Here is a 25,450-nt window from a genome sequence, read left to right on the forward strand (position 1 = left end):
CCGGCCCGGTGGCCACAATCCGGGAATGGATCAGACCTCGATCGAGATCGGGCCGGTCTTCTTCGCCGTCCTGGCGGCGCTCGCACTGCTCGGCGCCGGGGTCGTCGGCTGGGCCCGGCTCGGTCCGGGCCGGTCGGTACTGACCGCCTCCGGCCGGGCCGTGATCCAGCTCGCGGCGGTCTCCGCGATCATCGTGCTGGTCCTGCGCTTCTGGTGGTCGACGCTGCTCTTCGTCCTCGTGATGTACGTGGTCGCGGCCGGCACCTCGGCCCGCCGGGTCACCCGTGGACGCACCGGCTGGGTGACCCTGCTCCCCATCGGGCTCGGCGTCGCCCCGGCGTTGACCCTGCTCGTCGGCACCGGTGCGGTACCGCGGACACCGCTGGCCGTACTGCCGACGGCCGGGATCCTGGTCGGGGGCGCGATGACCGCGACGAGTCTGGCCGGCCGGCGTGCCCTGGACGAGTTGCGCACCCGGCACGGCGAGTACGAGGCGGGGCTCGCCCTCGGCTTCACGGACCGGGACGCCGCGCTGGAGGTCTGCCGTACCTCGGCCGGTCAGGCCCTGGTGCCGGCCCTCGACCAGACCCGTACGGTCGGACTCGTCACGCTGCCCGGCGCGTTCGTCGGCGTACTGCTCGGCGGTGCCGGCCCGGTGCAGGCCGGCGCCACCCAACTGCTCATCCTGATCGCACTGCTCGCCGTGCAGGCCGTCGCCATCGCCGGGACCGTCGAACTGGTCGCCCGGCACCGGCTGACCGCCGCAGCGCAGCCGGCCGACTCCGTCCCGACCCGCCCCTGACTGCCCGACCCGTCCTGACTGCCCGACCTGTCCCTGACTGCCCCACGACCCGTCCCAGCCTGCCGTCGGCGGCTATCCGATCGTCCAGTCGAGCCGGCCCTCGGCGTCGACGGTCGGGCGGTAGCGCCCGGCGTACGGCTCGCCGGTCTCCAGCGATCTCGCCACGCCGGCCAGCAGTTCGGCGACCGACGCCGGCCAGGGGTCGAAGCCGGTGCCGTCCTCTGGGTAGAACTCGCCGACCCGGCCGTGCCCGCCCGGCCGCTGGTCGACCAGCAGGCTCCCGCCGTCACCGGCCGACGCGAACGGTACGTAGGACGGGTGCCACCAGTCGTCTTCCATCGGGATGTCGCTGCGGACCTTGCAGTTCACCGCCCAGTCGGCGGCGATCTGGTCGAGCGACAGCGGTCGGTAGAAGGGTGGCAGGTCGAAGTCGTCCGCCCCGTCGTGCCGACGCAGCGAGGCGACGAGGTCGGCGGGGAACGGGACCGACATCCGGGTCTGGAGCGCGGAGATCCGGGCCGGCGCCGCGGGCGGGCGCAGGCTCGCCCGGCTGCGTGGGGCGTGCCGGGCCAGCCAGCGTTCGATGCGTAGCCAGGCGGCGTCGACCCGGTCCGTGGTCGCCGCGTCCGGCACGGTTGCGGCCACCCTGCGGGCGTTGTGCGAGCAGACGCCGATGGACGGCGACCGGGTCGGGGTCGGGGCCGGGGTCTGCACCGGCAGCCGGAGCCGGGCGCTCGGCACCGGGTCGTCCGACACGTCCCGCCGCTCGCTGATCCGGTATTCGTTGACGACCGCCGGGCCGGTCGGTGAGATCAGGGTCAGACCGCAGAGCAGCAGGACCGAGGCCAGGAAGATCAGGAGCAGGGCGATCAGCACCCGCTTGCCGCTGACCGTCCGGCGGGCGGGTCCCCGGACCACCCCGGGCCCGGCCGATCCCGGCACGACGGGGTTCGGCCTCCCCCGCTCCGCCCCGGGAACGGGTGCGCCCCCCGCACCCGCCGAGCCGTCGCCCGCCGACTCGCCCGTCGGCTCGCCCGCTTCGTCGCCCGTCGGCTCTGGCGGGTCGCCGGCCGGCGCGGAGGCTGGTGCGGCCTGCGGTGCCGGCGGGGCGGTGGTCCGGACCGGGCGGCGGGTGGCGTGCAGCAGCGGGTCGAGCCAGCCCGGGGCCGCCGTCCGGAACGCCTCCGGCCGGTCGGCCGCGTCCGCCGGAACCCGGCCGGCCAGCCCGACCGGCAGCCTGGCGAGCTCGTCGCCGTCGCCGACCGCGACGACGGTACCGGTGAGGTCGCGTCCGGCGAGCACGTCGAGGGCCAGCGTGGTGTGGTTGACCGCACCGGGTCCCGGGTCGACGACGAGCACCACCGGAGCGCCGAGCGCCCAGGCCAGGTCCGCGAGGGTCCAGCCCGCACGACCCAACGGTACGACGAGACCGGGCGCCCCGGTCACCAGAACCAACCCGTGGGTACGCGACAGCGCCCGTACGACTCCGACGAGGTCGTCCACCCCGATCGGGTCGGCGGTACCGGCGCGCACCTCGAGAAAGCTGGCGAGGTTGTCCCGCAGCGGTGCCAGCGGGGCAGCGGAAGCGTCGGAAGTGTCGGAAGTGTCGGGAGCACCGGGAACGTCGTGGACGATCCGCAGCACCGCCGGTCGTGCCGTCGACGCCGCGCAGAGGGCGGCCGTGACCACCGCCCAGCTCGGGCTCGACGAGGTCGTGGCGACCACCCAGGGTCCACCGTCCGGCCAGGACATCGACGCCTCCCCAGGTCGCCCGCAGCCTACCGAAACCGCCCGGTACGCGGGGACCGCTCGCGTCGCGCCGTCACCCGGTACCCGGGACCGCTCGCGTCGGCTCGGAACCGCTCGCCGCGTCGCCGCGCCCTGTTTCGGTCGGGACACCGCCGGGCAGTTATAGGTCGGCGAGCTGCGCAGAGCAGCTCGGCGAGGAACTGGAGGACACGATGGGCATGGGAGACAAGATCCGGCACAAGATCGAGGAAGTCGCCGGAGCGGCCAAGGAGAAGACCGGCGAGGCGACCGACAACGAGCGGCTCCAGGCCGAGGGCGCCACCGAGCAGACCGAGGCGAACGTCAAGCAGGCCGGTGACCACGTGGCCGATGCCGCGCGGGACACCCGGGACGCGTTCCGGCCCTGATTTCCACCCGGGTCCGTCGTGTCGCCGGCAGCCCCACTGAGCTGCTGGTTAGGCATGGCTTATCTTACTTAGGTGCACCTAACCCTCCGCGCCCCGGCGGCACCGGGCCAGGCGCCGTCGCGAACACCGCGGAGTACCGCCGGTCGGCGTACCGGGCTGGTGCTGGTGCTGTTCGCCGCGGTCGCGCTGGCCTGCCTGGCGAGCGTGCTGATCGGCGCGAAACACGTACCGCCGGGCGAGGCGTTGCGGGCGTTGGCCGGTGACCGGAGCGGGGACGCGCTGCTCGTCGCGGAACTGCGCTTTCCGCGTACGCTGCTCGGCCTGCTGGTCGGGGTCGCGCTCGGGGTGGCCGGCGCGCTGGCCCAGGAACTCACCCGCAATCCGCTCGGCGATCCCGGGCTGCTCGGCATCTCGGCCGGTGCCGCGCTGGCGGTGGCTACCAGCATCGGCGTCTTCGGCCTGACCTCGCCCTACCAGTACGTCTGGTTCGCCTTCCTCGGCGCCGCCCTGGCCGGCGCCCTCGTCTACGCCATCGGCGGTGCGGCCCGGGCGTCGGCGAGCCGGGGCGGCACCTCCCCGGTCAAGCTCGCCCTCGCCGGTGCGGCGGTCACCGCACTGCTGATGAGCCTCACCAACGCGCTGGTGCTGCTGGACGTGCGCACCCTGGACCAGTACCGGTTCTGGGCGGTCGGCTCGCTCGCCGGCCGGGACGGCGACCTGGCCGGTCAACTGAGCCCGTTCGTCCTGGCCGGGCTGCTGCTGGTCGCGTTCATCACGCCGAGGCTGAACGCGCTCGCCCTCGGCGACGACCTCGCCGGCTCGCTCGGGGTCCGGGTCGGCACCACCCGGCTGCTCGGCGCGGTCGGGGTGATCCTGTTGACCGGTGCCGCGGTGGCCGCCGCCGGCCCGGTCACCTTCGTCGGGCTGGTCGTGCCGCACCTGGTACGCACCTTCACCGGCCCCGACCTGCGTTGGCTGCTCCCCGGATCGGCGCTGGCCGGCGCGGCGCTGCTGCTCGGCGCCGACACCCTCGGCCGGCTCCTGGACCATCCGGGCGAGGTGCAGGCCGGCGTGGTGACCGCGATGATCGGCGCCCCCTTCCTGATCATGCTGGTGAAGCGCGGCAGGTTCCGGGAGCAGACCCGATGAACCTCCGCCTCCCCCGCCGGGGCCGGGTCGGCTGGGAGTTGGCCGGGCTCGGCGGGATCGTCCGTCCCCGGGTGCTCGGGGTGCTGCTGGTGGTGGTGGCGCTCGCCGTCGCCGGGCTGGTCGCCTCGGTCTCGGTCGGCGAGTTCCCGATCCCGGTCGGTGACGTGGTCGCCGCCCTCACCGGTACCGGAGGCGCGGACGCCACGCTGATCGTGCGCGAGCTTCGGCTGCCCAGGGCGTTGACCGCGCTGCTGGTCGGCTGCGCGTTCGGGCTGGCCGGCGCGCTGATGCAGGCCGTCACCCGCAACCCGCTGGCCAGCCCGGACCTGATCGGCGTGACCGCGGGGGCGAGCACCGGCGGGGTGGCCGCGGTGCTGATCGGCGGGGCGACCTCGGCCGGCGCCGGCTCGTACGTCAGCGTCCCGTTCGGCGCGCTGCTCGGTGCGCTGGTCGCGGCGAGCATCAGCTACGGGATGGCGTTCCGGGACGGCACCATCACCGGGCTCCGGTTCGTACTGGTCGGCATCGGCGTGCAGGGGGCGCTCACCGCGCTGACGAGCTGGCTGCTGGCCCGGGCCGACATCGACGAGGCGTCCCGGGCGATGGTGTGGCTGACCGGCTCGCTGAACGGGCGCGGCTTCGAGCACGCCTGGTGGATCGGGCTGGCCCTGCTCGTGGCCGTGCCGGTGGTGCTGGGGCTGATCCGGCCGTACCAGTTGCTCCAGTACGGCGACGACACCGCGCGGACGCTGGGTCTGCCGGTGGACCGGGCCCGGATCGTACTGCTGCTCGCCTCGGTCGTGCTGGCGGCGGTGGCGACGGCGGCGGCCGGCCCGATCGGTTTCGTCGCGCTCGCCTCGCCGCAGATCGCCCGCCGGCTCACCGGCACCGCGAACCTGCCGCTGCTGGCCAGCGGCTGCGTCGGCGCCGCCCTGGTGCTCCTCGCCGACCTGGCGGCCCGGCTGGTACTCGCCCCGATCGAGCTGCCGGTCGGCGTCGTCACCGGTGCGGTCGGGGCGCCGTACCTGATGTGGTTGCTGGCCCGGGCGAACCGGGTCGGCCGGGCCGGTTGAGTGTCCGGCGGGGACGCCCCGGCCGGCGACGGCGACCGGCGAGGCTCGACGATCATGTGGAGGACGAGATGACCGCGCTGCTCGGCAGCGACCTTCGGCTGGGGTACGGCGACCGGATCGTGGCCGAGAGCCTCGACATCGAGCTGCCGGCCGGCAAGGTCAGCGCGCTGGTCGGGCCGAACGCCTGCGGCAAGTCGACGGCGCTGCGGGCGCTGTCCCGGCTGCTGGCGCCGGCCGCCGGGGTCGTCTATCTCGACGGTGACCCGATCGCCAGCCTGTCGAACCGGGACCTCGCCCAGCGGTTGGCGCTGCTGCCGCAGTCGCCGATCGCCCCGGACGGGATAACCGTCCGGGACCTGGTGGCCCGGGGGCGTACCCCGCACCAGCACTGGTGGCGGCAGTGGTCCCGGGCCGACGAGCAGGTCGTGGACGCGGCGCTGGCCGCCACCGGTACCGCCGAGCTGGCCGAGCGGAGCGTGGACGAGCTGTCCGGCGGCCAGCGGCAGCGGGTCTGGATCGCGCTGGCGCTGGCCCAGGACACCCGGGTGTTGCTGCTGGACGAGCCGACCACCTATCTGGACCTGGCCTACCAGGTGGAGGTGCTGGAGCTGGTCGCCGAGCTGAACCAGCGGGACGGCAGGACGGTGGTGATGGTGCTGCACGACCTGAACCAGGCGTGCCGGTACGCCGACCACCTGGTCGCGATGCGGGCCGGCCGGGTCGTCGCGGCCGGTCCGCCGACCGAGGTGGTGACGCCGGAACTGGTCCGGGAGGTGTTCGGCCTCGAGTGCCGGATCATCTCCTGCCCGGTGGCCGGTACGCCGATCGTCGTACCGGAGGGTCGCCCGCGCCGGACCGAGCCGGTGGCAATCGCCAAGCCGGAGGGCGCCGGGCACCACGGTGACCAGGGGCGACCCGTACCGGCGTGATCGGCTTCGCAGTTTCCATTCGACGGTGAGCAAGGCTACCCTAACTGCGAAGTAGGCGAGCCTTACCTTAGTAGCGAGCCTGGGTAACGAGCTTCAGCAATGAGCTTCAAGTAACGAGCTTCAAGTAACGAGCTTCAGTAACAGGAAGAAGGAACATTCCATGCGTCGATTCGCGCGCGGTCGCGGGGCAGCCCTCCGGCTCGCCGCCGGCCTGACCGGGCTGACCCTGGCCGTCGGGCTGTCTGCCTGCGGCACGTCGGACCCCGCGGGCGGGTCCGACTCCGGTCAGGGGGCTGCTGCCGCCGACGCCGAGTTCCCCCGGACCATCACCCACGACAAGGGCAGCACCGAACTCAAGGCGAAGCCGCAGCGGATCGTGGCGCTGGACAACAGCCTGGTGGAGGCGGTCGTACTGCTCGACCGGCCGCTGGTCGGCGGGATCGCCAGCTATCGCAACCAGAAGACCTTCCCGGACTACCTCGGCGAGGCGGTCAGGGACACCAGGGACATCGGCCCGCTGGACAACCCCAACCTCGAACTGATCGCCTCGCTCCGGCCGGACCTGATCGTCTCGGCGACCGTCCGGCACGAGGCGCTCTACGACAAGCTCTCCGCGATCGCGCCCACCGTCTTCGTCAAGACCACCGGCCCGATCTGGAAGGACAACGTCACCCTGCTGGGCAAGGCGCTCGGCGAGGAGGCCAAGGCGGCGCAGGAGCTGGCGGCGTACGAGGCGCGGGCCAAGAAGATCGGCGACGAGGTCAACACGAAGGCGAACAACCCGTCCGTCTCGGTGGTCCGGTTCGTGGACGGCCCGACCCGGCTGATGGCCAGGGCGTCGTTCATCGGCATCATCCTGGCCGACGCCGGGTTGAAGCGCCCCGCCTCGCAGAACGAGGAGACCTTCGCCACCGAGATCAGCGAGGAGCAGATCGAGCTGGCCGACGCGGACCACATCTTCGTCACCACCTACAGTGGCGGCGAGAGTTACCGGGACAGGTTCCAGGCCAATCCATTGTGGAACCGGCTCGCCGGGGTGCAGGCCAGGCACGTGTACGAGGTCAAGGACGAACTCTGGATGACCTCGGTCTCGGTCCAGGGCGCCCACTTCGTCCTCGACGACATCGCGCGGACCTTCCAGGTCGACCCCGCCAAGTAACACCCCTGCCCACCCGCCGGCCCACCGGGTGCCCGTCGCGCCCCGACGGGCACCCGGACGCCGGCCGGCACAGACAACCGCAGACCGCCGGTCGTCGCCGGATCCCGGATCACCTCGCCGGCACCGGGCGACACCGCCGGAGGAGGCAGACTCGTGCGGCTCTACCTGACCGCGCTCAACCCGACCGACTCGGTGCTCGACGGCTTCCTGCCGGCGGCCGCCCGGCTCGGGCTGCCGGTGACGGTCCTGACGGACCAGCCCGCCGCCTGGCCGGCGAGTCCGGCGCAGCGGTCCGGGGCGGAGGTCTCCGGCGCGGACGTCCGCGACGTGCGGGGCGTACTCGACGCGGTGCACCGGGGCGAGCCGCCGGTCGCGCTGCTGTCCAACAGCGACCACCTACAGACCCCCACCGCGCTCGCCGCCGCCTATCTGGGACTGCCCGGCAAGGACTGGCGGGCGACGCTGCGGAGCAAGGACAAGCGACTGACCCGGCGTACCGTCGCCGACGCGCACCTGGACCGGGTGGCCGTGGTGACGCTGCGCCCGCAGGACGCCGCGGAGCTGGCCGCGACCGTGCCCTTCCCGGCGGTGGTGAAACCCCGGGAGGGCGTGGCCAGCGAGGACGTCTACCTGGTCGACGGTCTACCCGAGCTGCGCCGCCGGGTCGCCGAGATCCGCACCCGCCGCCCCGGCCAGGACCTGCTGGTCGAGGAGTACCTGGCCGGCGACCTGTACACCCTGGAGACCCTCGGCGACCGCGACGGCACCGCCGTGCTCGGCGGCTGGCGGACCAGTCTCGGGCCGCCGCCGACCTTCACCGAGGAGGCTCTCGACTGGGCACCGGAGCTGCCGGCGCCGATACTGGCCCAGGTGCTCGCCCAGCTCGACGCGCTCGGCGTCGGCTTCGGCGCCTGCCACACCGAGTTCGTGGTCGCCGACGGCCGGGCCCGGCTCGTCGAGGTCAACTACCGGCTGATCGGCGACCGGGTCGACCTGGTGATGGCCGAACTGCTCGACCTGCCGCTCTTCGCGTACGTCATCCGGCTGCACGCCGGTGACCCGCTGCCGGCCCTGCCCGACCCGGTGACGCTGGACCGGTACGCCCGGGTCGAATGGGTCTGCGCCGACCGTTCCGGGCGTCTGGTCGCCGCGCCGGGCCCGGTGGACGCGACCGGGCCGGGCGGGATCCTGCTCGGCAGTCGTCCACTCCGGACGGTCGGGACGGCCGCGCCGCTGACCGGCACCAACCGGGACTACCTGGCCGCGCTGCACGCGATCGGCCCGGAGCCGGGGTCCGTGCGCGACGCGCTCCGCGACTTCCGGGCCGCCCACCGTTGGAAGATCGAAGCATGACCACGCGACGGCGATCGGAACAGCCCACCGCACCCGGCGGCGGCGCCCGGCGGCTCTCCCGGGCGGTGCGGTGACCGGGACCGGCGCCGACGCCGCCGAGCGGCAGCTCTTCCAGCGGGTACTGGACGCGCTGCTCCGGGAGGACCACCTCGGCCTGGCCGGCAACGGGTACCGCAGCGGTAACTGGTGGCTGACCCGGGTCCCCGGCGCCCGGCTGCGGCTGCCGGTCCGGCCCGACGGCTTCCAGCACGAACTGCGCACCGCCCGGCCGGAACTCGTGGCGCTTCCCGACGCCGGGCCGACGGGGGCCGAGGCGCTCCCCGGCAGCGAGCCGGCCCCGGGGCGGGTGGTGCGACGCCTCGACGAGTTGCTGGACCTCCTCGCCCCGGTGGACGACCCGGACGCCGAGGCGGGCTGGGAGGCGTTCCGGGCCGAATGCCGGGACGATCTCGTCGCCCGCCGGCTCGCCGCCGAGACCCGCCCCCGGGTGCACGCCGAACTGCTCGCCGCCCGCGCCGGTACCCCGGACGGAATGGCCGGAGCGCTGCTCGACGACGTACTCGCGGCCCGGACCGATCATCCCGTCTACCCGACCAGCCGGGCGCGGATCGGCCTGGACCGCACCGCCCTGCTCGGGTACGCCCCGGAGCACGCCCCGACCTTCGCGCTGCGCTGGCTGCCGGTGCCCCGCGCCGAGCTGACCCTCACCGGCGTGCTGCCGCACTGGTGGCCCCCGTCCGGCGAGCCGGAGACCGTACTGCTGCCGGTGCACCCGGTCACCGCCGACCGGCTCCACCTGCCGGTCCGCGCCGACGTGCCCGAGGTGCTCGTCCGGCCGACCCTGTCGACCCGGACGGTGGCGCTGCTCGCCGACCCGTACACGCATCTGAAGCTGCCGCTCGCCACGGCGACGCTGGGGGCCCGGAACGTCCGTACCATCGCGCCGGGCACCCTGGTCGACGGCGCGGAACTGCACCGGCTGCTGGCCCGGATCGCCGCCGCCGAGCCGGCGTTCGCCGGCCGGATCCTGCACGCCGACGAGGGCTGTTACGGCCATGCCGGTGACCCGGTCCGGTCCTTTCTGGTCCGCCGCTTCCCGGCCGAGCTGGCCGGGCGGGCCGTGGTGCCGGCCGCCGCGCTGGCCGCCGTCGACCCGGCCGGCGGGACCGTCGCGCAGCGGGTCGGCGGGTCGGACCCGCGCCCACTGCTGGAGTCCTATCTGGACCTGTTGGTCGACTGGCACGTCTTCCTGTGGCTGCGGCACGGCATCGCGCTGGAGGCGCACCAGCAGAACATCCACCTCGTCCTCGACCCGCCTGCTGGCGCCGGTCCCGGCAGCGGCGGACTCCGGCTGCTCTACAAGGACAACGACGGCGCTCGGCTGACCCGGCGCCCCGGGCCCGACCTGCGGGACGAGCGGATGTGGGTGGCGGATCCCGGTGAGCTGGCCGACGTCTTCACCACGATCACCCTGCACCTGGCCGCGACCGCGCCGCTGTGCTCTCTCGCCGAGCGGGGCGTGCCGGTGCCGGCTCCCGGCGCGGCACTGCGGCGCCGGCTGCTCGCCGCCCGGGACCGCTGGACCGCCGCCCCGACCCGCACATCGCCGGCCGGCCCGCCCGGCTGGGACACCGCCGCCGCCGGACGGCTGCTCACCGAGCGCGTGCTGACCGCCGACCGGCTGCCGGTCAAGGCGATGCTCACCGCCGGAACGCTGCTGCCGAAGCAGCGCACCGGCTGTGCCGACATCAACAAGTACTACCTGCGTACCGGCCCCAACTACCTGCGGTCCGATCGGTGACCGCGCTCGGGCGCGGGCCGCGTCGCGACGAGGAGCTGTCGATGACCGCCGCTGTGTCCCGGCGTACCGCCGACGTCGCCAGCACGCACACCCTGCTCGGCTGCGTCGCCCGGGAGGTCGCCGGCCCGGAACGACAGACCACGCTGGCCGACGGGCACGCCGTGGTACGGCTGCCGCGCAGTGCCGTACTGCTGCGCTGTGCGGTGGCCCGGGTCTCCGAAGTCGGGGCGCACCGCTACGAGGGCCCGGTGCAGCGGTTCTCCGCCGGCGCCTGGTCACCGGTGGACGCGGCCGGGCTCGCCGCCCTGGTCGCGGACGAGCTGACCCTGCGCACCGGGGTACGCAACGACGAGTTCACCGGGCAGGTGGTGGCGAGCCGGGACGCCCTGGACCGGGTACTCCGGCTGCGCCCGCCCACCGATCCGGACCCGACCGGCGACCCGGTCATCGACTCCTATGTGGACTCGGAACAGTCGCTGGTGCACGGCCACCCCCGGCACCCGGCCCCGAAGTGGCGCAGCGGCGACGTCGAGGCGTGGAACGCGTACGCCCCCGAACTGCGTACCAGCCTGCGGCTGCGCTGGATCGCCGTACCGGAGGCGCTGCTCGGCTCGGAGGGACCCTTCGACGAGCTGGTCGAGGTACTCGATCCGCCGGTGCCGCCGGCCGGGCACGCCGTACTGCCGGTGCACCCCTGGCAGTACGAGCTGTCCGGGCCGCTCGACCCCCGGCTGCGCGACCTCGGCACGGCCGGTGCGGTACTGCGCCCGACCGCCAGCGTCCGTACCCTATACGCGCCCCGGGCGGACCTCTTCGTCAAGACCAGCCTGCACGTCCGGATCACCAACTGCGTACGCAAGAACGCCCGCTACGAGTTGACCGGTGCGGTGGCGCTGACCCGGCTCCTCGCCGAGCTGCCCCTGCCGGCCGGGGTGGCGCTGCTGCCCGAGCCGGCGTACCGGACGGTGGAGCTGCCGGGGCTGGACGAGACGTACGGGGTGATCCTGCGCGGCGGGCTGCGCCCGCACCTGGCCGAGGGCGAGATCCCGCTGATCGCCGCCGCCCTGGCCGCCGCCCCGCTGGCGGTGACCGATCCGGTCGGCTGGTGGGACGCGTACGTCCGGCTGCTCGTCCCGGCCGTGCTCGAACTCTGGTGGCGGCACGGGGTGGTGCACGAGGCCCACCTCCAGAACGTGGTGGTGGTGCTGGACGCCGACCGGTGGCCGGTGCGGATGCTGTTGCGCGACCTGGAGGGCGTCAAGCTCGACACCGAACGCCGGGCCGACTGGCTCGCGCGCCTGCCGGCCCCGATCGGCTACGACCCCGAGCAGGCGTTCAACCGGCTCAGCTACTGCCTCTTCGTCAACCATCTGGTGGAGCTGGCCGGGGCGCTGGCCGACGCGCATCCCGGGGTCGAGGCGCGGCTCTGGGCGGCGCTGCGCGAGGTGGTCCGGGAGGCCTCCACCCGGCTCGGCGACCCGCCCCGGCTGCGGGCCCTGCTGGCCGGGGTTCCGCTGCCGGTCAAGGCCAACCTGCTGGTGCGCTGGCAGCGGGCCGCCGACCGGAACGCCGGCTACCTACCGTTCCCCAACCCCATCGGAGGGCGCTGGTGAGTGCGAGGAGTGAGCCGGGGTTGCGAGCCCCACAGCGCGAACGAGAGGCAGGCCGGTGACCGGCGCGAACGAGAGGCAGGAACCGTGGTGACCGAGCGGCCGAGTTACTGGTACGACCTCGCCGGGCTGGACGCCTCGGCGGCGGCTATCCGGGCCGCGCTGCCGCCCGGGGTCGAGCTGCTCTACGCGATGAAGGCGAACCCGGACCCGGGGATTCTGCGTACCCTGGCACCGCACGTCGACGGCTTCGAGGCGGCCAGTGGCGGCGAGCTGCGGCATCTGGCCGAGGTCTTCCCGGGCGCCCCGGCGGCGGCGTTCGGCGGGCCGGGCAAGACCGACCAGGAGCTGGCTGCCGGGCTGTCCGCCGGGGTACGCCGGTTCCACGTCGAGTCCCCGACGGAGCTGCTCCGGCTCTCCCGGCTGGCCGTGGATCGGGGCACGGTCGCCGAGGTGTTGCTCCGGGTCAACCTGCCGGTGCCGGTCGGCGACGCGGTACTCGTGATGGGCGGCCGGCCCAGCCCGTTCGGGATGTCCCCGGAAGACGCCCGGGACTGCGCCCGGCTCGACCTTCCCGGGATCCGGTTCCGGGGCGTGCACGCCCATCTCGGCAGCGGGCTCGGCGCACCCGGTGCCGCCGCCGTGGCCCGGACGGTGGTCGAGTGGGCGGTGGCCGAACTCGACGCCCGGGAGGTGAACGTCGGCGGCGGCATGGCGGTCGACTACGTCGATCCGGCGGCCCGGTTCGACTGGCCGGCGTACGGCGCCGCACTGGCCCGGCTGCTCGCCGAGCATCCCGGCCGGACGCTGCGGATCGAGCCGGGCCGGGCAATGACTGTCTATTGTGGTCGTTACCGGGTCGAGGTGCTGGACGTGAAGCGCTCCGATGCCGAGTGGTTCGTGGTGGTGACCGGCGGTACGCACCAGCTCCGTACCCCGGCCGCGAAGGCGCACTCCCAGCCGTTCACCGTGCTGCCCCGCCCCGGGTGGGGCTACCCGTTCCCCCGGCCGGTCACCGGGAGCGGGCCGGTGACGATAGTCGGGCAGCTCTGCACCCCCAAGGACGTACTGGCCCGGGTGGCCGACGCGGCTGAACTGCCGCCGCCGGGCCGGATCGCGGCCGGCGACACGATCGTCTTCGAGATGGCCGGCGCGTACGCCTGGAACATCAGTCACCGGGACTTCCTGATGCACGACCCGCCGGACTTCCGGACCGGCCGCCCGGAGGACTGACGGCCGGTCGATCTCTGACTACAGTCAGAGAAGTGACGGAGATGCTCGACCAGGCTCGGTCGGTCCGCGACTTCAACCGCTACTACTCGCAGCGGATCGGGCTGCTCACCGACCGGTACCTCGGACAGGACCGGCCGCTCAGCGAGGCCCGGCTGCTCTACGAGATCGGCACCGGCGCCTCGGTCCGCGACCTACGCAGCCGGCTCGGCTGGGACTCCGGCTACCTGAGCCGGTCGCTGCGCTCCCTGCAAGGGCAGGGCCTGGTCCAGCTCCACGCGCACGAGACGGACGGCCGGGTCCGGGTGGCCGAGCTGACCGACGCCGGCAACGCCGAACTCGCCGAGCTGGAACGCCGCTCGACCGCCGCCGCCAGCGAACTGCTGGCGCCGCTCACCGTCGCCCAACGGGCCGAGCTGGTCGCCGCTCTACAGCGGACCCGCCGACTGCTCCGGCTGGCCGCCGTCACCGTCGAGCCGACCGACGCCGGCTCGGCCGCCGCCCGGGACTGCCTGACCGGATACACCGCCGAGCTGTCGACCAGGTTCCCCGAGGGCTACGACAGCCGGGCCCTGGTGGACCCCGCCGAACTCGGCGGGACCGGCGGTGCCTTCCTGGTCGCGTACGAGCAGGGGCACCCGATCGGCTGCGGTGGAATCCGCACCCTCGCACCGGGCGTCGCGGAACTCTGCCACCTCTGGGTGCACGGCGACGCCCGCGGCCTGGGGCTCGGCCGCCGACTGCTCGCCGAACTGGAGCGGCAGGCGGTGACCCGTGGCCTGCACACGGTGCGGCTGGGCACCCACCGATCGCTCCCCGAGGCGGCGGCGCTCTACCACTCGGCCGGCTACCGGCAGATCCCGGCGTACGGCGACAGCCCGTACAACCAGGTCTGTTTCGAGCGGACGGTCGCCGGTGACGTACCCGAAAGCCCGCTGCCGTCGCTCGACGGCCGGCGGTTCCGCGCGGTGGCCGAGGTCGACGGCGGCGAGGTGGGCACCGAGACCGTCTTCGACTATCGGGAACGGGGTGGGGAGATCTCGGCGACGTACTCCGGCGGCAGCGTCCGGACCGGCCACCTGGTCGGCACCCGGGACGGCGACACCCTCGACTTTCGCTACGTGCAGCTCAACACCGCCGGCCGCACCTCCACCGGCCACTGCGTCAGCCGCATCTCGATCCTCCCGGACGCCCGCCTCCGGCTGACCGAGACCTGGACCTGGGAATCCCACGAAGGCTCCGGCACCAGCACCGTCGAGGAACTCCCGTACCGGTGATCGCACGACTTCGCGGAGAGAGCGCGCCGCGCTGTAACAGGCACCGATTCCCGGAAGTAGCGGGCGCTACCCACGCCTGTCACACCCCCGACGGGTACGTCTCCATCTCGCCGGGGGCGGTGGGGGCGGGCAGCGGGTGCAGGGCCGTCGTGTGGTCGCACCAGATGAAGGCGTCGTACCTGTCGCCGAGCCGGGTCGGCACGTAGTTTCCCCACGCCTCGAACGACGGGTCGTAGACCACCCCGATCGCCCGGTGGTCGGCCTCCTCGACCAGCCAGTCCGGCCGGTCACCGGAGTCGAAGACCAGCAGCGCCCGCTCGGGCAACAGATGGTGCAGCCGCTCCTCCACCGACCCGGCCCGGGCCACCGGCACGGTCATCACCTCGGCCGGCGCGCCCCACCGGTTGGCGGCGACCACACTGCCCTGATAGCTGCCGAAGCCGACCAGCACCACGTCGTCGGTGCCGTGCCGCTCGCGGGCGAGCTGGCCGATGTTGACCATCCCACCGGCGGCCATGTCGGTGGCCCGGGCGTCGCCGACGTGCGTGTTGTGTGCCCAGACCACCGCCCGGGCCTGCGGGCCGTACCGGTCCAGCAGCCGGTCGAGGGTGTCGGCCATGTGGCTGTCCCGGACGTTCCAGGACTGCGGACCGCCGCCGACCATCGCCCGGTAGTACTTCTCCGCGCCGGCCACCACCTCCGCGTTCTGCCACGCGGAGAAGGCGTCGGCGCCGTCGGCGGCGGCCCGTTGGCGGGTACGCGCCAGCAGCCGCACCACCTCTTCCTCGCAGCGGGCCGAGACGAACCGGCTGGCCAGCCCGTACTCCTCGATCCGGGTGCCGTACGGCTCGAAGCACCGGTACGCCTCCTGGGCGACCTCCAGCGACGCCGGGTCCTCCTCGCCCAGGTAGTCCAGGATCGCCTGCATCGAGTCCCACAGGCTGTAGACGTCGAGCCCGTGGAAGCCGGCCCGTTGCCCGTCCGGCCGCTCCAGGTTCCAGGCTCGCAGCCACCGGCAGAACCGGGACACCTCGGCGTTCGCCCACATCCAGGTCGGCCACCGCTCGAACCGTTCCAGCGCGCGCTGCGGGTCGTCGTCCCCGTCCGTGGCGCCGGTCACCGAGCGGTGCGCCAGGTCGCAGTCCGGCCAGTCGCCCTCGACGGCCACGAACGAGAAACCACACTCGGCGATCAGTCGCCGGGTCAACTGCTCGCGCAGCCGGTAGTAGTCGTACGTGCCGTGGCTCGCCTCGCCCAGCATCACGACCCGGGCCGGGCCGATACGCTCCAACAGCGGGTCGAAGTCGTTCGGGGCCCCGAGCCGGTGAACCTGCATGGGCGGCGGCTACCCCGCGGACCGCCCGGGTAAACGCCGGGTGTGGCGGGGCCGGAACCGGGTACTCGACCAGGTATGCGAGCTAACGCGATGCAGTTGCAGGAGTCGCTCGCCGGTCTGGACTACCCGGTGTCGAAGGAGGACCTGGTGCGCTGGGCCCAGGAGACCGGCGTCGACACCCAGACCCTCAGGCTGCTCCAGTCGTTGCCGGTCGAGCAGTTCCAGACCCCCGCCGAGATCGGCGACGCGATCATCGAACTCTCCTGACCCGTTGCGGCGGCGGGGCAGCCGGGTCGGGGCGCGCCCGCCCGGTGGAGCCGGCGTCAGCCGCCGGCAGCGCCGTTCAGGTACGCCAGCACGGCCAGCACCCGGCGGTTGTCGTCGTCCGACTGCGTCAGGTCGAGCTTGCCGAAGATGCTGGCGGTGTGCTTGCCGACCGCGCTCTCGCTGAGGAACAGCCGCTGCCCGATGGCGCTGTTGGAGCGCCCCTCGGCCATCAGCTCCAGCACCTCCCGCTCCCGGGGCGTCAGCCGGGCCATCGGGGCGTCCCGGCTGCTCCGGGCGACCAGTTTGGCGATCACGTCCGGGTCCATCGCCATGCCGCCGCCGGCCACCCGGCGTACCGCGTCGACGAACTGCTCCGCGTTGAAGACCCGGTCCTTGAGCAGGTAGCCGACCCCGCCGGTGCCGTCGGCGAGCAGCTCCCGGGCGTAGAGCTGCTCGACGTGCTGGGAGAGGACCAGTACCGGCAGTCCGGGCACCTCGCGGCGGGCCGCCAGTGCCGCCTGGAGCCCCTCGTCGGTCTGGGTCGGCGGCAGGCGTACGTCCACCACGGCGACTTCGGGGCGCAGCTCCAGCAGCGCCGCCAGCAGCTCCGGACCGGTCTCCACCGCTGCCACCACGTCGAAGCCGTGCGCGGTCAGCATCCGGGACAGGCCGTCCCTCAGGAGATAGAGGTCCTCGGCGAGGACAACGCGCACGGCACCTCCAGTTTCACCGCCGTCGGGCCGCCCGGTGGACTGCTCAGGTCGACGACGCCGTCGAATGTACCGAGCCGGCGGACGATGCCCTGCAGCCCACTGCCCCGTTTCTCGTCCGCGCCGCCCTGCCCGTCGTCGGCGACCACGACCCGCAACCGGCCGTCGGCGTACCCGAGATCGACGGTGATCCGGGCGGCGCGGGCGTGCTTCACCGCGTTGGTGAGCAGCTCGCTCACGGCGAAGTAGACCGCCGACTCGATCGGCGGCTCCGGCCGGCCGGGCAGCTCGACGGTGACGTCGGTCCGGACCGGGGTGTCCAGGGCGAGCGCCCGGACGGCGTCGACGAGTCCACGCTCGGCGAGTACCGGCGGATGGATGCCCCGGACCAGGTCGCGCAGCTCGGTGAGCGCCTTGGCCGACGCCTGCCGCGTCTCGGCCAGCAGCGCCCGGGCGGCCTGCGGATCCTTCTCCAGCAGGTATTCGACGTTGCCGAGGTTGATGCCCATCGCGACCAGCCGGGCCTGGGCGCCGTCGTGCAGGTCGCGTTCGATCCGGCGCAGTTCGGCGGCCTGGGTCTCGGTGGCGTCGGCCCGGGTCTCGGTGAGCTGCTGGACCCGCAGCGCCAGCTTGGCCTTGGCGGTCGGGGCGAGCAGCAGCGCGGCCCACCGACCGTTGAGCCGGAGGATCGCCGGGGCGGCCAGCAGGCCGAGCGCGGCCAGGGCCAGCCCGACCGGGATCGCCGCCGCCTCGGATCCGGCGACCGAGGCGTACCAGTCGGTGCCGCCGTCGGCCCGCAGCCCGACCAGCATCCACAGCCTCGGCATGGCCAGTCCGAAGATCCCGTAGCCGATCGCGGCCAGCGGGGCGGCCAGGGACAGCCCGCCGACGACCGGGTCGAGCAGCAGCCAGCCGAAGTCCCGCCAGCTCGCCGGGTCCCGGGTGAGCCAGCGCCACCGCAGGCCGTACGCCGCCCACCGCTCGGTCTGGTAGAGGTTGTTGCCGACCTGGTAGCGGCCGTCCGGGCGAGGGTCCGGCACCGCCGGCCGGGGCAGGTACGGCGAGTCCACGGCCAGCCCGCTCCACTGCCCGGCCAGCCGTCGGCGCAGTTCCGACAGCGGACGGATGTTCTCGATCACCGGTGGCAGCACCGGCACGACGCCGAGCCCGTAGGTCAGCACCAGGGCGACGGCGGAGATCGCGGCCAGCGGCAGGGCGAGCAGGCTCAGTCCGAGCAGGCAGAGCAGCCGGAGCAGCAGCAGGAGTTGCCGGCCGTACCACACCCGGAGGCGGCCGGGCTGCCGCTGCGTCGGCGCGAGCCACCAGCGGGTCCACCGCACGTGCAGGGTACGCAGCCACGGGGCGAGCGCCAGTCCGGCGACGGCGAGGGCGAGTCCGGCCGGTACCGCCCACCAGTGCCGGCCGGCGTTGCTGGCCGCGTACCAGCCACCGGCGCCGATCAGCGCGACCGGCAGGCCGCCGAGCAGTGGCCCGACCAGCGGACTGGTGACCATCCAGCCGAGATCGCGGTAGCTGGCCGGATCGCCGAGCAGCCAGTCCAGCAGGCGGAGGAACGCCGGGATCCAGGGCCGCCGGTAGAGCCGGTTGTCGTGCGGGTAGCGCCCGTCCGCCTCCGGCCGCGGCGGCGCCGGACGGGGCCGGTACGGCGAGCCGACCGGCTCGGAGCCGGCGCCGGCCAGCCGCCGGACCAGGTTGGTCAGGTGCCGCCCGGCCAGGATCGGCAGCGGCAGCAGGAAGAGCAGGCCGAGCCCGAATCCCGGCACGAAGAAGATCACGTGTACCAGGAGCGACAGCGCCCCGGCCAGGCCCAGCCCGGCCAGCGCCACCCCGTGCAACAGGGCCAGCCCGGCGGCGCGTACCGCTCCGGTTCTCATGCGGTCAAGTCTGGCCGCTCCCGGCCGTTGACGGCAGTACCGGAAGGCGCCGGCCGGGGGTGGGGTTAGCTACACCCCCGCCCGGCACCCGGCCCCATTCCGGCGATGATCGGAAATTCCTACCGTTCATGCCATGAACAACAACGCGTCGCCGGCAGCCCGGCCCGCCGCACTGCGGCTCACCGGGCTGACCAAACGGTTCGGCGACACCGCCGCCGTCGATTCCGTCGAGCTGACCGTGCCGGCCGGCTCCTTCTTCGGCCTGGTCGGCCCGAACGGTGCCGGCAAGACCACCAGCCTGTCGATGGCGGTCGGGCTGCTCCGCCCGGACGCGGGCAGTGCCGAGATCTTCGGCGTGGACGTCTGGCGGGACCCGATCGAGGCCAAGCGCCAGGTCGGGGTACTCCCGGACGGCCTGGCCTTCCCGGAGCGGCTCACCGGCCGGGAACTGCTCGGCTACTTCGGGCGGCTCCGGGGCATGTCGGCCGACGTGCTGGCCGGGCGGATCGACGAGCTGCTGCGGGTACTCGACCTGGAACGGGCCGAGCGGACCCTGGTGCTCGGCTACTCGGCCGGGATGCGCAAGAAGATCGGCCTGGCCACCGCGCTGCTGCACGCACCCCGGCTGCTCGTGCTGGACGAGCCGTTCGAGGCGGTCGACCCGGTCTCGGCGGCGACCATCCGGGCCATCCTGCGCCGGTTCGTCGCCGGTGGCGGCTCGGTGGTGCTCTCCAGCCACGTGATGCCGCTGGTGGAGCAGGTCTGCGACTCCGTCGGGGTGATGGACCGGGGTCGGGTGGTCGCGGCCGGGCCGCTCGCCGAGGTCCGGGGCGGCCGGAGCCTGGAAGAGACGTTCGTCGAGCTGGTCGGCGCCCCGGTGCCGAGCGGGGAGGAGCTGTCGTGGTTGGCGTCCTGATCGATCTGCGGCTCACGCTGCTGCGCCGGTCACTGCACGGCACCCAGGGCTACAACGTCGGGTTCGGGGCGCTCTGCGGTCTGGCCGGGGCGGTCGGCATGATCTGGCTCGCCACCCGGGGCACCCCGGCCCGGGCCGGCGACCTGCTCACCCTCGCCCTGGCCGGCGCGCTGGTCGGCTGGCTGGCCGGGCCGGCCCTGGGCGGCGGCGGGGACCTGGGCATCCGCCGGGAACACCTGACGCTGCTTCCGGTACGCCGCCGCGACCTGCTCCTCGGGCTGTACGGCGCCGCGCTGACCGGAGTCGGTCCGGCCGTCACCCTGATCTCCTTCACCGCCCTGGTGGCGTACGGGGCCCGGCTCGGCGTCGTACCGGCGCTGGTCGGCGTGCCGGCCGCGCTCCTGCTGGTACTCCTGCTGGTGGCGCTCGCCCGCCTGGTGGTGGCGACCCTCGGCGCGGTACTGGGCAACCGGCCGAGTGCCGCACTGAGCGCACTGCCCTGGGCGGTGATCACCGCCGTGATGGCGCAGTGCTGGGTCGTCTTCGTCGCGCTGGGCGGCAGCGCCCGGCCGTTCGCCGACGGGCTCCCGTCCGCCGCCGCCCGGGCACTGCGGATCCTGCCGTCCGGCTGGCCGGTCGTCGCGGTCGAGTCGGCGCACCGGGGCGACTGGGCACTGGTCGCCGCCGCCCTCGCCGGGCTGGCCGTACTCGCCGCGCTGGTGCTGGCCGCCTGGGCCCGGCTACTGGACCGGCCCGCCGCCGCACCGGTCTCCAGGGTGGCCCGGCGTACGGCGACCCGGCCGCCGGGCTCCGCGTTCCACGCCGTACTCGGCAAGGAGCTGCGTACCTGGTGGCGGGATCTGGTGCGGATCCACTACCTCAGCTTCGCCCTGGCCTACGGGCTGGTCTACGTCCTGCTGCCGCTGGTGATCCGGATCAGCGACATGTTGCCGCTGGCCGGGCTGGTGGTGGCGATCATGGTGGTCTCCTGCTCGGCACACCTGTACAGCTCCGACGGCACCGCCCTCTGGATGACCCTGATGGCGCCCGGGTCGGAGCGGGCAGACGTACGCGCCCGGCAGGTCGCCTGGCTGCTCGTCGTCGCGCCGCCGGCCGTACTACTCACCCTCGCCGGCCTGGTCGGCGCCGTGCACTGGTGGACCCTGCCCTGGGTGGCCGGGCTGCTGCCGGTGGTGCTCGGCGGCGGCTCCGGACTGGTGGTGCTGGTCTCGGTGCTGGTGCCGGTCCGGATGGCGGACCCGCACCGCCGGGGCGGCAACCCGGGCGAGGACGGCGGTGCGGTCGGCGGCCTGGTCTGGCTGATGCTCGGGCTGCTCGCGGTGGTCGCCGCACCGACCGTCTGGCTGCTCTACCTGGGCACCCGGGCCGGTGATCCGGCGATGCTCTGGTCCGCCACCCCGGTCGGGGTGCTCAGCGGGCTGCTCCTCGCCTGGGTGCTGGGGCGGTTCGCCCACCGGCGGCTGGCGGCACGCGGCCCGGAGCTGCTGGCCCGGCTCGGCGCGGCCTGAGACCCACCCGCCGCACTCCCCGGGGTCGGGCCGTCACGGGGCGGCCCGACCCCGCCGGACGGGTCGCGACCGACCGGCTCCGCCGCCGGCCGGCGCCCGGCCCGGCGGCGGAGAACGTCAGCTCCCGGAATCAGGACGGCAGGGTGACGGTGCGGCGCTGCTCGCGGGCGGTCTGCGCGGCGGCGAGCACCGACACCACGTCCCGGCCGAACCGCACGTCGCACTGGTGGTCACGGGTGCCGCTGTCGACCTCGGTCGAGAGTTGCTCGATCGCCAGCCGGAGCGCGTCGACGGCGGTGCTGTCCCGCTCCGGCACCACCGCGATGCCGTCGTCGCCGTAGAAGGCGAACTCGACGGTGGTCGAGGCGGGCGGGGCGTCCAGGGCCAGCGACAGGGTGCTGGTCGCGGTCTCGCCGTGCGCCAGCGTCAGGTGCACGCTGTCCCGGGGCCCGCTCATCGCGGCCACCTGGGTCACCTCGCCGAGCACCGGCAGGACCAGCGAGAGCGCGTGCGGGCCGACGTCCCAGAGCGCGCCCTCGGTGCGCCGCCAGGCCGATCCGCCGTACGGGTTGCCGGGCTGGAAGATCGACGCGTACATCACGCCCCGGGCGCTCTGCCAGCCTCCGGTGGCCGCCGCGCTGGCCAGGAAGGTGGAGATGGCCGGCTGGAAGCGGTTGGTGAAGAAGACCACCGAGGCGATCCCGCTCTGCGCGGCGGCCGAGACCACCCGGTCGGCGTCCGGCAGGCTCAGCGCCAGCGGCTTGTCCAGCAGCAGGTGCCGGCCGGCGGTGGCGGCCCGCACCGCCAGATCGGCCTGTACGTCCGGCGGCAGCGCCACCGAGACCGCCTGCACCGCCTCGATCAGCGCGTCGGCGTCGGAGTAGGCCGGCACGCCGTAGCGGTCGGCCAGCGCCTCGGCCTTGGCCGGGTCCCGGCCCCAGACTCCGGCGAGGCGGGCCCGGGGATGCCCGGCGAGCGCGGCCGCGTGCACCTCCGCCGCCCAGTGACCGGTGCCGAACAGTCCGAACGTGAGCACGGGAATCCCCTCTTCGCGCCGCTTTGAGCAGGGAATTCTTCCTAACACACCGGACCGGGACGCAGCCGGCCGACCTAGCCGGTCCGCCGTCGACGCCGCCGCCGGACCCGGCCGCGCCGCTGCTCGAACCGCTGGACGGTGTGGTACGCCTCCCGGGCCTCGGCCACCGACCGGTTCGCCTCGGAGAGGAGTTCCCAGGCTTCCGCCTCGGTGCTCCGGGCTTCCTGCTCGGCACGCCGGGCCAGCGCGGCGGTCCGGTCGTACACCCGGCGCGCCTCGGCCAGCCGCATCCGGGCGAGGTCGAGCAGCCGCTCCCGCTCCTCCTGTGCCGGGTCCCAGTTTCCGGTACGCCGGAACACCTCACGAAGTTGCGGCAGCGACAGATCCCCGCGCCGGTACGCCGCCAACGCCGCCCGGCCCACCGCGCGGTCCCGCTCCGGATCGGATCCGGTGTCGGCGACCGGTGCCCTGGCCGCCGCCTCCCGGCCGGCGAGTACCGACTGCCAGACCCGGTCGTACTCCCGCTCGGCCGCCTCCTGGTAGGCCCACGCCTCGTCCCGGTGCCGTTCCGCCTCGGCCAGCGCCACCCGGGCGGCGGCGGCGATCGCGGCGGCCCGACCGGCGTCGGTCTGGGTCGCCACCGCGTACGCCTCCAGCTCCTCGGCGGCGGCGCGCAGCCGCTCCGGGTCGGGTCGCGGTGTCCTCGGCCGGTCCGCCACCACGGCGAGGACGAGGAGGGAGAACAGCACCACACCACCGGCGATCAGCAGCGCGGAGAGCGCGTCGATGCCGGACAGGTCCACGCGGTGGCACTCCCGGTGAGGTGGCGGTCGGGGTGGCGCCAATCATAGAAGGTGCTGATGGTCCGGTCATGATCGCCCGGCGCCCCTGGCCTGTCGCCACGGTCGACGTCACTCGCGCAGGGCCTCGGGCAGCGGCTTGCGGTGCAGCACGACCAGGCCCGCGACGGCCCGGGTCAGCACGACGTAGAGCCGGTTGAGACCGCGGGGTTCGGCGGCCACGATGTCGGCCGGCTCCACCACGACCACGTGGTCGTACTCCAGTCCCTTGCAGAGACTGGCCGGCACGACGGCCACGCCGGGGGCGTCGACGAGTCCGGTGAGTTCGTCGGCCGTGTCGTCGGCGGCGATGACCGCGACCGTCGTGTCGGGCGGGGCCTGCCGGGCCGCCACCCGGACCGCCGCGTGGAGATCGTCGACCTGCCGCACCGACAGCGTCCCGCCCGGCCGGTACGACCGGGTCGGCGCGATGCCGGGAGCGAGGACCCGGGCCGCGTACTCCGCGATGACCTGCGGTACCCGGTATCCGGTGTTCAGTTCCAGCGTCCGGACCTCGCGCTTGGCGAGCCGGGCGAACAGTGCGGGCCACGAGTCGACCGCCAGCGGGTGGGTCGCCTGCCCGAGATCGCCGACGACCGTCATCGAGGCGTACTCGGCGCGCCGGGCGATCATCCGGCACTCCATCGGCGACAGGTCCTGCGCCTCGTCGAGGATCACGTGCAGGTAGGGGTCGTCGCCCGACGATTCCTCCTCGGGCTCCGGCACCGGCAGCGGCTCGGCGAGCACCGGCACGTAGCCCTCCTCGCCGTGCGGGTCGTACCCGTCGGTCCAGCCGACCACCCGGTGCCCTTCCCGGAGGATGACGGCCTCGGCCCAGCGCTGGGCGGCGGCGACCGCGTCGTTGTCGATCCCCGGTCCGGCGAGGGCGATCGGGGTCGGGTGCCCCGGCGCGTACAGCTCCCAACCGTCGCGCAGTCCGGTGCCGAGCACGAAGGAGTGCACGACCCGGGTACCGGTGGTCAGCTCGCGCAGCCGCCACTCGGGTTCCGGGGTCCTCGGTGCGGCGGGCGGCTCGCCGAGCAGTTGGGTCAGCTCGTCGAGGAGCGGCACGTCGTCCACGGACCAGTCGTCGGGCCGGCGCCGGTAGGAGCCGGCGAGCAGCTCGGCGGCCCGGTCGTCCAGACCGACCACCCGGGCGGGGTCGGCGAGCCAGCGGAGTACGGCCGTCGGGGTCAGCACCGGCCACCATGCGTGCAGGAACCGGCGGAACTCGCCCCGGTCGCCGACCTCCTCGGTGAAGAGCTGCCGGTCGAGATGCCCGCCGTCGACCCTGCTCCAGAGGGCGTCCAGCAGAATCGCTGCGGCGGCCGGCCGGGCGGCGTTCGGCAGCGTGTCGGCCGCCTCGCACCGGTCGCGTACCCGACGGCGGGCCACCGGCAGGTCGGCTCCGTCCAGGGTGAGCACCTGCCCGGCGTAGACGAGTCGGAGCCGGTCCGGCGCCGTCGGCGGCGTCTGCCAGATCAGCTCGGTCAGCACGTCCCGGATCCGCTCGCTGCCCTTGATCCGGGCGACTTCCGCCCGGTCCCGGCGGGTGGCGGTCACACCGTCGACGAGTTCGCCGATGGCACGCAGCCGCACGCTCTCCTCACCCAGGGAGGGCAGGACCCGGCCGATGTAGGTGGTGAAGACGGTCGAGGGGCCGACCACCAGGATGCGGCCGTCGGTGAACCGGCCCCGGTCGGTGTAGAGCAGGTACGCCGCCCGGTGCAGGGCGACCTGCGTCTTGCCGGTCCCCGGCCCGCCGGTGATCAGCGTCACGTCCCGGGCGGGCGCCCGGATCGCCTCGTCCTGTTCCCGCTGGATCGTGGTGACGATGTCGCGCATGTGCGGGCCACGGGAGCGGCGCAGCGCGGCCAGCAGCGCACCCTCGCCGAGTACCCGGAGGTTGCCGGCGTCGTCCGGGGACAACACGTCGTCGTCGAGGTCGACGACCTCCGGTCCCCGGCAGATGATGACCCGGCGGCGTACCACGCCGAGCGGCTCTCCCGGGGTGGCCCGGTAGAAGGGCGCGGCGGCCGGCGCCCGCCAGTCGATCAGGAGCGGTTCGGTGCCCTCGCGGACGCCCAGCCGCCCGATCCGGTAGGTCTCGCCGTCGTCGAAGTCGAGCCGGCCGAAGACCAGGCCCTCCGCCTCGGCGTCGAGCGCCCGCAACCGGGTGGCGGCCCGGTGGACCATGGCGTCGCGCTCCACCAACCCGGCGAGCGGGCCGGCGGCCGCCCGCTGCCTACCCTCGTCGGCGAGGTCGGCGGCCTGCTTCCGCAGCACGTCGAGCCGTGCGTAGACCCGGTCGACGACCTGTTGTTCGACAGCGATCTCCTGCGTTCGGGCGTCGGACACAGTGCTCCCCCGGGAAGTCCAAGCA

At 74.2% G+C, this 25,450-nt stretch carries 21 protein-coding genes; 14 read left to right on the plus strand and 7 right to left on the minus strand.

The window, feature by feature from the left end; translation table 11 throughout:
- Window positions 1–25 precede the first annotated feature (25 nt).
- Window positions 26–802, plus strand: coding sequence for an ABC transporter permease (locus V1634_RS23285; protein WP_331209997.1), 777 nt, complete (start codon window positions 26–28; stop codon window positions 800–802).
- Between the two features lie 72 nt (window positions 803–874).
- Here V1634_RS23285 and V1634_RS23290 read toward each other — a convergent pair whose 3' ends face one another.
- A complete protein-coding gene (locus tag V1634_RS23290) occupies window positions 875–2,554 on the minus strand; it encodes an SMI1/KNR4 family protein (RefSeq protein ID WP_331209998.1) in 1,680 nt (559 codons plus the stop codon).
- Window positions 2,555–2,763: 209 nt separating this feature from the next.
- On the opposite strand from V1634_RS23290, the gene V1634_RS23295 reads away from it, so the two are divergent.
- The 10 genes from V1634_RS23295 to V1634_RS23340 all read left to right on the plus strand — a co-directional run bounded on the left by V1634_RS23295 (window position 2,764) and on the right by V1634_RS23340 (window position 14,539).
- On the plus strand, window positions 2,764–2,958 hold the full coding sequence (locus V1634_RS23295) for a CsbD family protein (RefSeq protein WP_331209999.1): 195 nt from the start codon (window positions 2,764–2,766) through the stop codon (window positions 2,956–2,958).
- Between the two features lie 72 nt (window positions 2,959–3,030).
- Window positions 3,031–4,107, plus strand: coding sequence for a FecCD family ABC transporter permease (locus V1634_RS23300; RefSeq protein ID WP_331210000.1), 1,077 nt, complete (start codon window positions 3,031–3,033; stop codon window positions 4,105–4,107).
- Window positions 4,104–5,180 carry a FecCD family ABC transporter permease gene (locus V1634_RS23305; protein WP_331210001.1) on the plus strand — a complete coding sequence of 359 codons (1,077 nt, stop codon included), beginning with the start codon at window positions 4,104–4,106 and terminating at the stop codon, window positions 5,178–5,180. The genes V1634_RS23300 and V1634_RS23305 overlap by 4 nt, the downstream gene beginning before the upstream one ends.
- 68 nt (window positions 5,181–5,248) lie before the next feature.
- Window positions 5,249–6,109, plus strand: coding sequence for an ABC transporter ATP-binding protein (locus V1634_RS23310; RefSeq protein ID WP_331210003.1), 861 nt, complete (start codon window positions 5,249–5,251; stop codon window positions 6,107–6,109).
- Window positions 6,110–6,269: 160 nt separating this feature from the next.
- On the plus strand, window positions 6,270–7,268 hold the full coding sequence (locus V1634_RS23315; RefSeq protein WP_331210004.1) for an ABC transporter substrate-binding protein: 999 nt from the start codon (window positions 6,270–6,272) through the stop codon (window positions 7,266–7,268).
- Window positions 7,269–7,421: 153 nt separating this feature from the next.
- Window positions 7,422–8,621, plus strand: coding sequence for an ATP-grasp domain-containing protein (locus V1634_RS23320; RefSeq protein WP_331210005.1), 1,200 nt, complete (start codon window positions 7,422–7,424; stop codon window positions 8,619–8,621).
- Between the two features lie 70 nt (window positions 8,622–8,691).
- The gene (locus V1634_RS23325) at window positions 8,692–10,422 is read left to right on the plus strand and encodes an IucA/IucC family protein (protein WP_331210006.1); all 1,731 of its coding nucleotides are present in this window, start codon (window positions 8,692–8,694) and stop codon (window positions 10,420–10,422) included.
- Between the two features lie 41 nt (window positions 10,423–10,463).
- Window positions 10,464–12,035 (plus strand): IucA/IucC family protein, encoded by a 1,572-nt coding sequence (locus V1634_RS23330; protein ID WP_331210007.1) that lies wholly within the window; start codon window positions 10,464–10,466, stop codon window positions 12,033–12,035.
- A gap of 87 nt (window positions 12,036–12,122) precedes the next feature.
- Complete coding sequence (locus V1634_RS23335) at window positions 12,123–13,265, plus strand: alanine racemase (RefSeq protein WP_331210008.1); 1,143 nt, start codon at window positions 12,123–12,125, stop codon at window positions 13,263–13,265.
- 41 nt (window positions 13,266–13,306) lie between these two features.
- The gene (locus V1634_RS23340; RefSeq protein WP_331210040.1) at window positions 13,307–14,539 is read left to right on the plus strand and encodes a bifunctional helix-turn-helix transcriptional regulator/GNAT family N-acetyltransferase; all 1,233 of its coding nucleotides are present in this window, start codon (window positions 13,307–13,309) and stop codon (window positions 14,537–14,539) included.
- Window positions 14,540–14,618: 79 nt separating this feature from the next.
- Here the strand turns inward: V1634_RS23340 and V1634_RS23345 are convergent, their stop codons facing one another.
- On the minus strand, window positions 14,619–15,875 hold the full coding sequence (locus V1634_RS23345; protein ID WP_331210009.1) for an erythromycin esterase family protein: 1,257 nt from the start codon (window positions 15,873–15,875) through the stop codon (window positions 14,619–14,621).
- Between the two features lie 75 nt (window positions 15,876–15,950).
- Here V1634_RS23345 and V1634_RS23350 point away from each other — a divergent pair, with 75 nt between their 5' ends.
- Entirely contained in the window at window positions 15,951–16,142 is a 192-nt protein-coding gene (locus V1634_RS23350) for a DUF2795 domain-containing protein (RefSeq protein WP_331210010.1), read from the plus strand.
- A gap of 56 nt (window positions 16,143–16,198) precedes the next feature.
- Here V1634_RS23350 and V1634_RS23355 read toward each other — a convergent pair whose 3' ends face one another.
- Window positions 16,199–16,855: a response regulator transcription factor gene (locus tag V1634_RS23355; RefSeq protein ID WP_331210011.1), complete on the minus strand. Its 657-nt coding sequence runs from the start codon at window positions 16,853–16,855 to the stop codon at window positions 16,199–16,201.
- The gene (locus tag V1634_RS23360; RefSeq protein ID WP_331210012.1) at window positions 16,819–18,747 is read right to left on the minus strand and encodes a sensor histidine kinase; all 1,929 of its coding nucleotides are present in this window, start codon (window positions 18,745–18,747) and stop codon (window positions 16,819–16,821) included. The genes V1634_RS23355 and V1634_RS23360 overlap by 37 nt, the downstream gene beginning before the upstream one ends.
- A gap of 133 nt (window positions 18,748–18,880) precedes the next feature.
- On the opposite strand from V1634_RS23360, the gene V1634_RS23365 reads away from it, so the two are divergent.
- Both V1634_RS23365 and V1634_RS23370 read left to right on the plus strand, forming a co-directional pair.
- Entirely contained in the window at window positions 18,881–19,663 is a 783-nt protein-coding gene (locus tag V1634_RS23365; RefSeq protein ID WP_331210013.1) for an ABC transporter ATP-binding protein, read from the plus strand.
- Window positions 19,648–21,192, plus strand: a complete 1,545-nt coding sequence (locus V1634_RS23370) for a hypothetical protein (RefSeq protein ID WP_331210014.1) — start codon at window positions 19,648–19,650, stop codon at window positions 21,190–21,192. Before V1634_RS23365 ends, V1634_RS23370 begins: the two co-directional genes overlap by 16 nt.
- Window positions 21,193–21,322: 130 nt before the next feature.
- Here the strand turns inward: V1634_RS23370 and V1634_RS23375 are convergent, their stop codons facing one another.
- The 3 genes from V1634_RS23375 to V1634_RS23385 all read right to left on the minus strand — a co-directional run bounded on the left by V1634_RS23375 (window position 21,323) and on the right by V1634_RS23385 (window position 25,425).
- Window positions 21,323–22,228 carry a Gfo/Idh/MocA family protein gene (locus tag V1634_RS23375; RefSeq protein ID WP_331210015.1) on the minus strand — a complete coding sequence of 302 codons (906 nt, stop codon included), beginning with the start codon at window positions 22,226–22,228 and terminating at the stop codon, window positions 21,323–21,325.
- 74 nt (window positions 22,229–22,302) lie between these two features.
- Window positions 22,303–23,031, minus strand: a complete 729-nt coding sequence (locus V1634_RS23380) for a hypothetical protein (protein ID WP_331210016.1) — start codon at window positions 23,029–23,031, stop codon at window positions 22,303–22,305.
- Window positions 23,032–23,139: 108 nt separating this feature from the next.
- Window positions 23,140–25,425: a HelD family protein gene (locus tag V1634_RS23385; RefSeq protein ID WP_331210017.1), complete on the minus strand. Its 2,286-nt coding sequence runs from the start codon at window positions 25,423–25,425 to the stop codon at window positions 23,140–23,142.
- Window positions 25,426–25,450 lie beyond the last annotated feature (25 nt).

Origin of the sequence: Plantactinospora veratri (assembly GCF_036421995.1) — a bacterium.
Lineage (GTDB): Bacteria > Actinomycetota > Actinomycetes > Mycobacteriales > Micromonosporaceae > Plantactinospora > Plantactinospora veratri.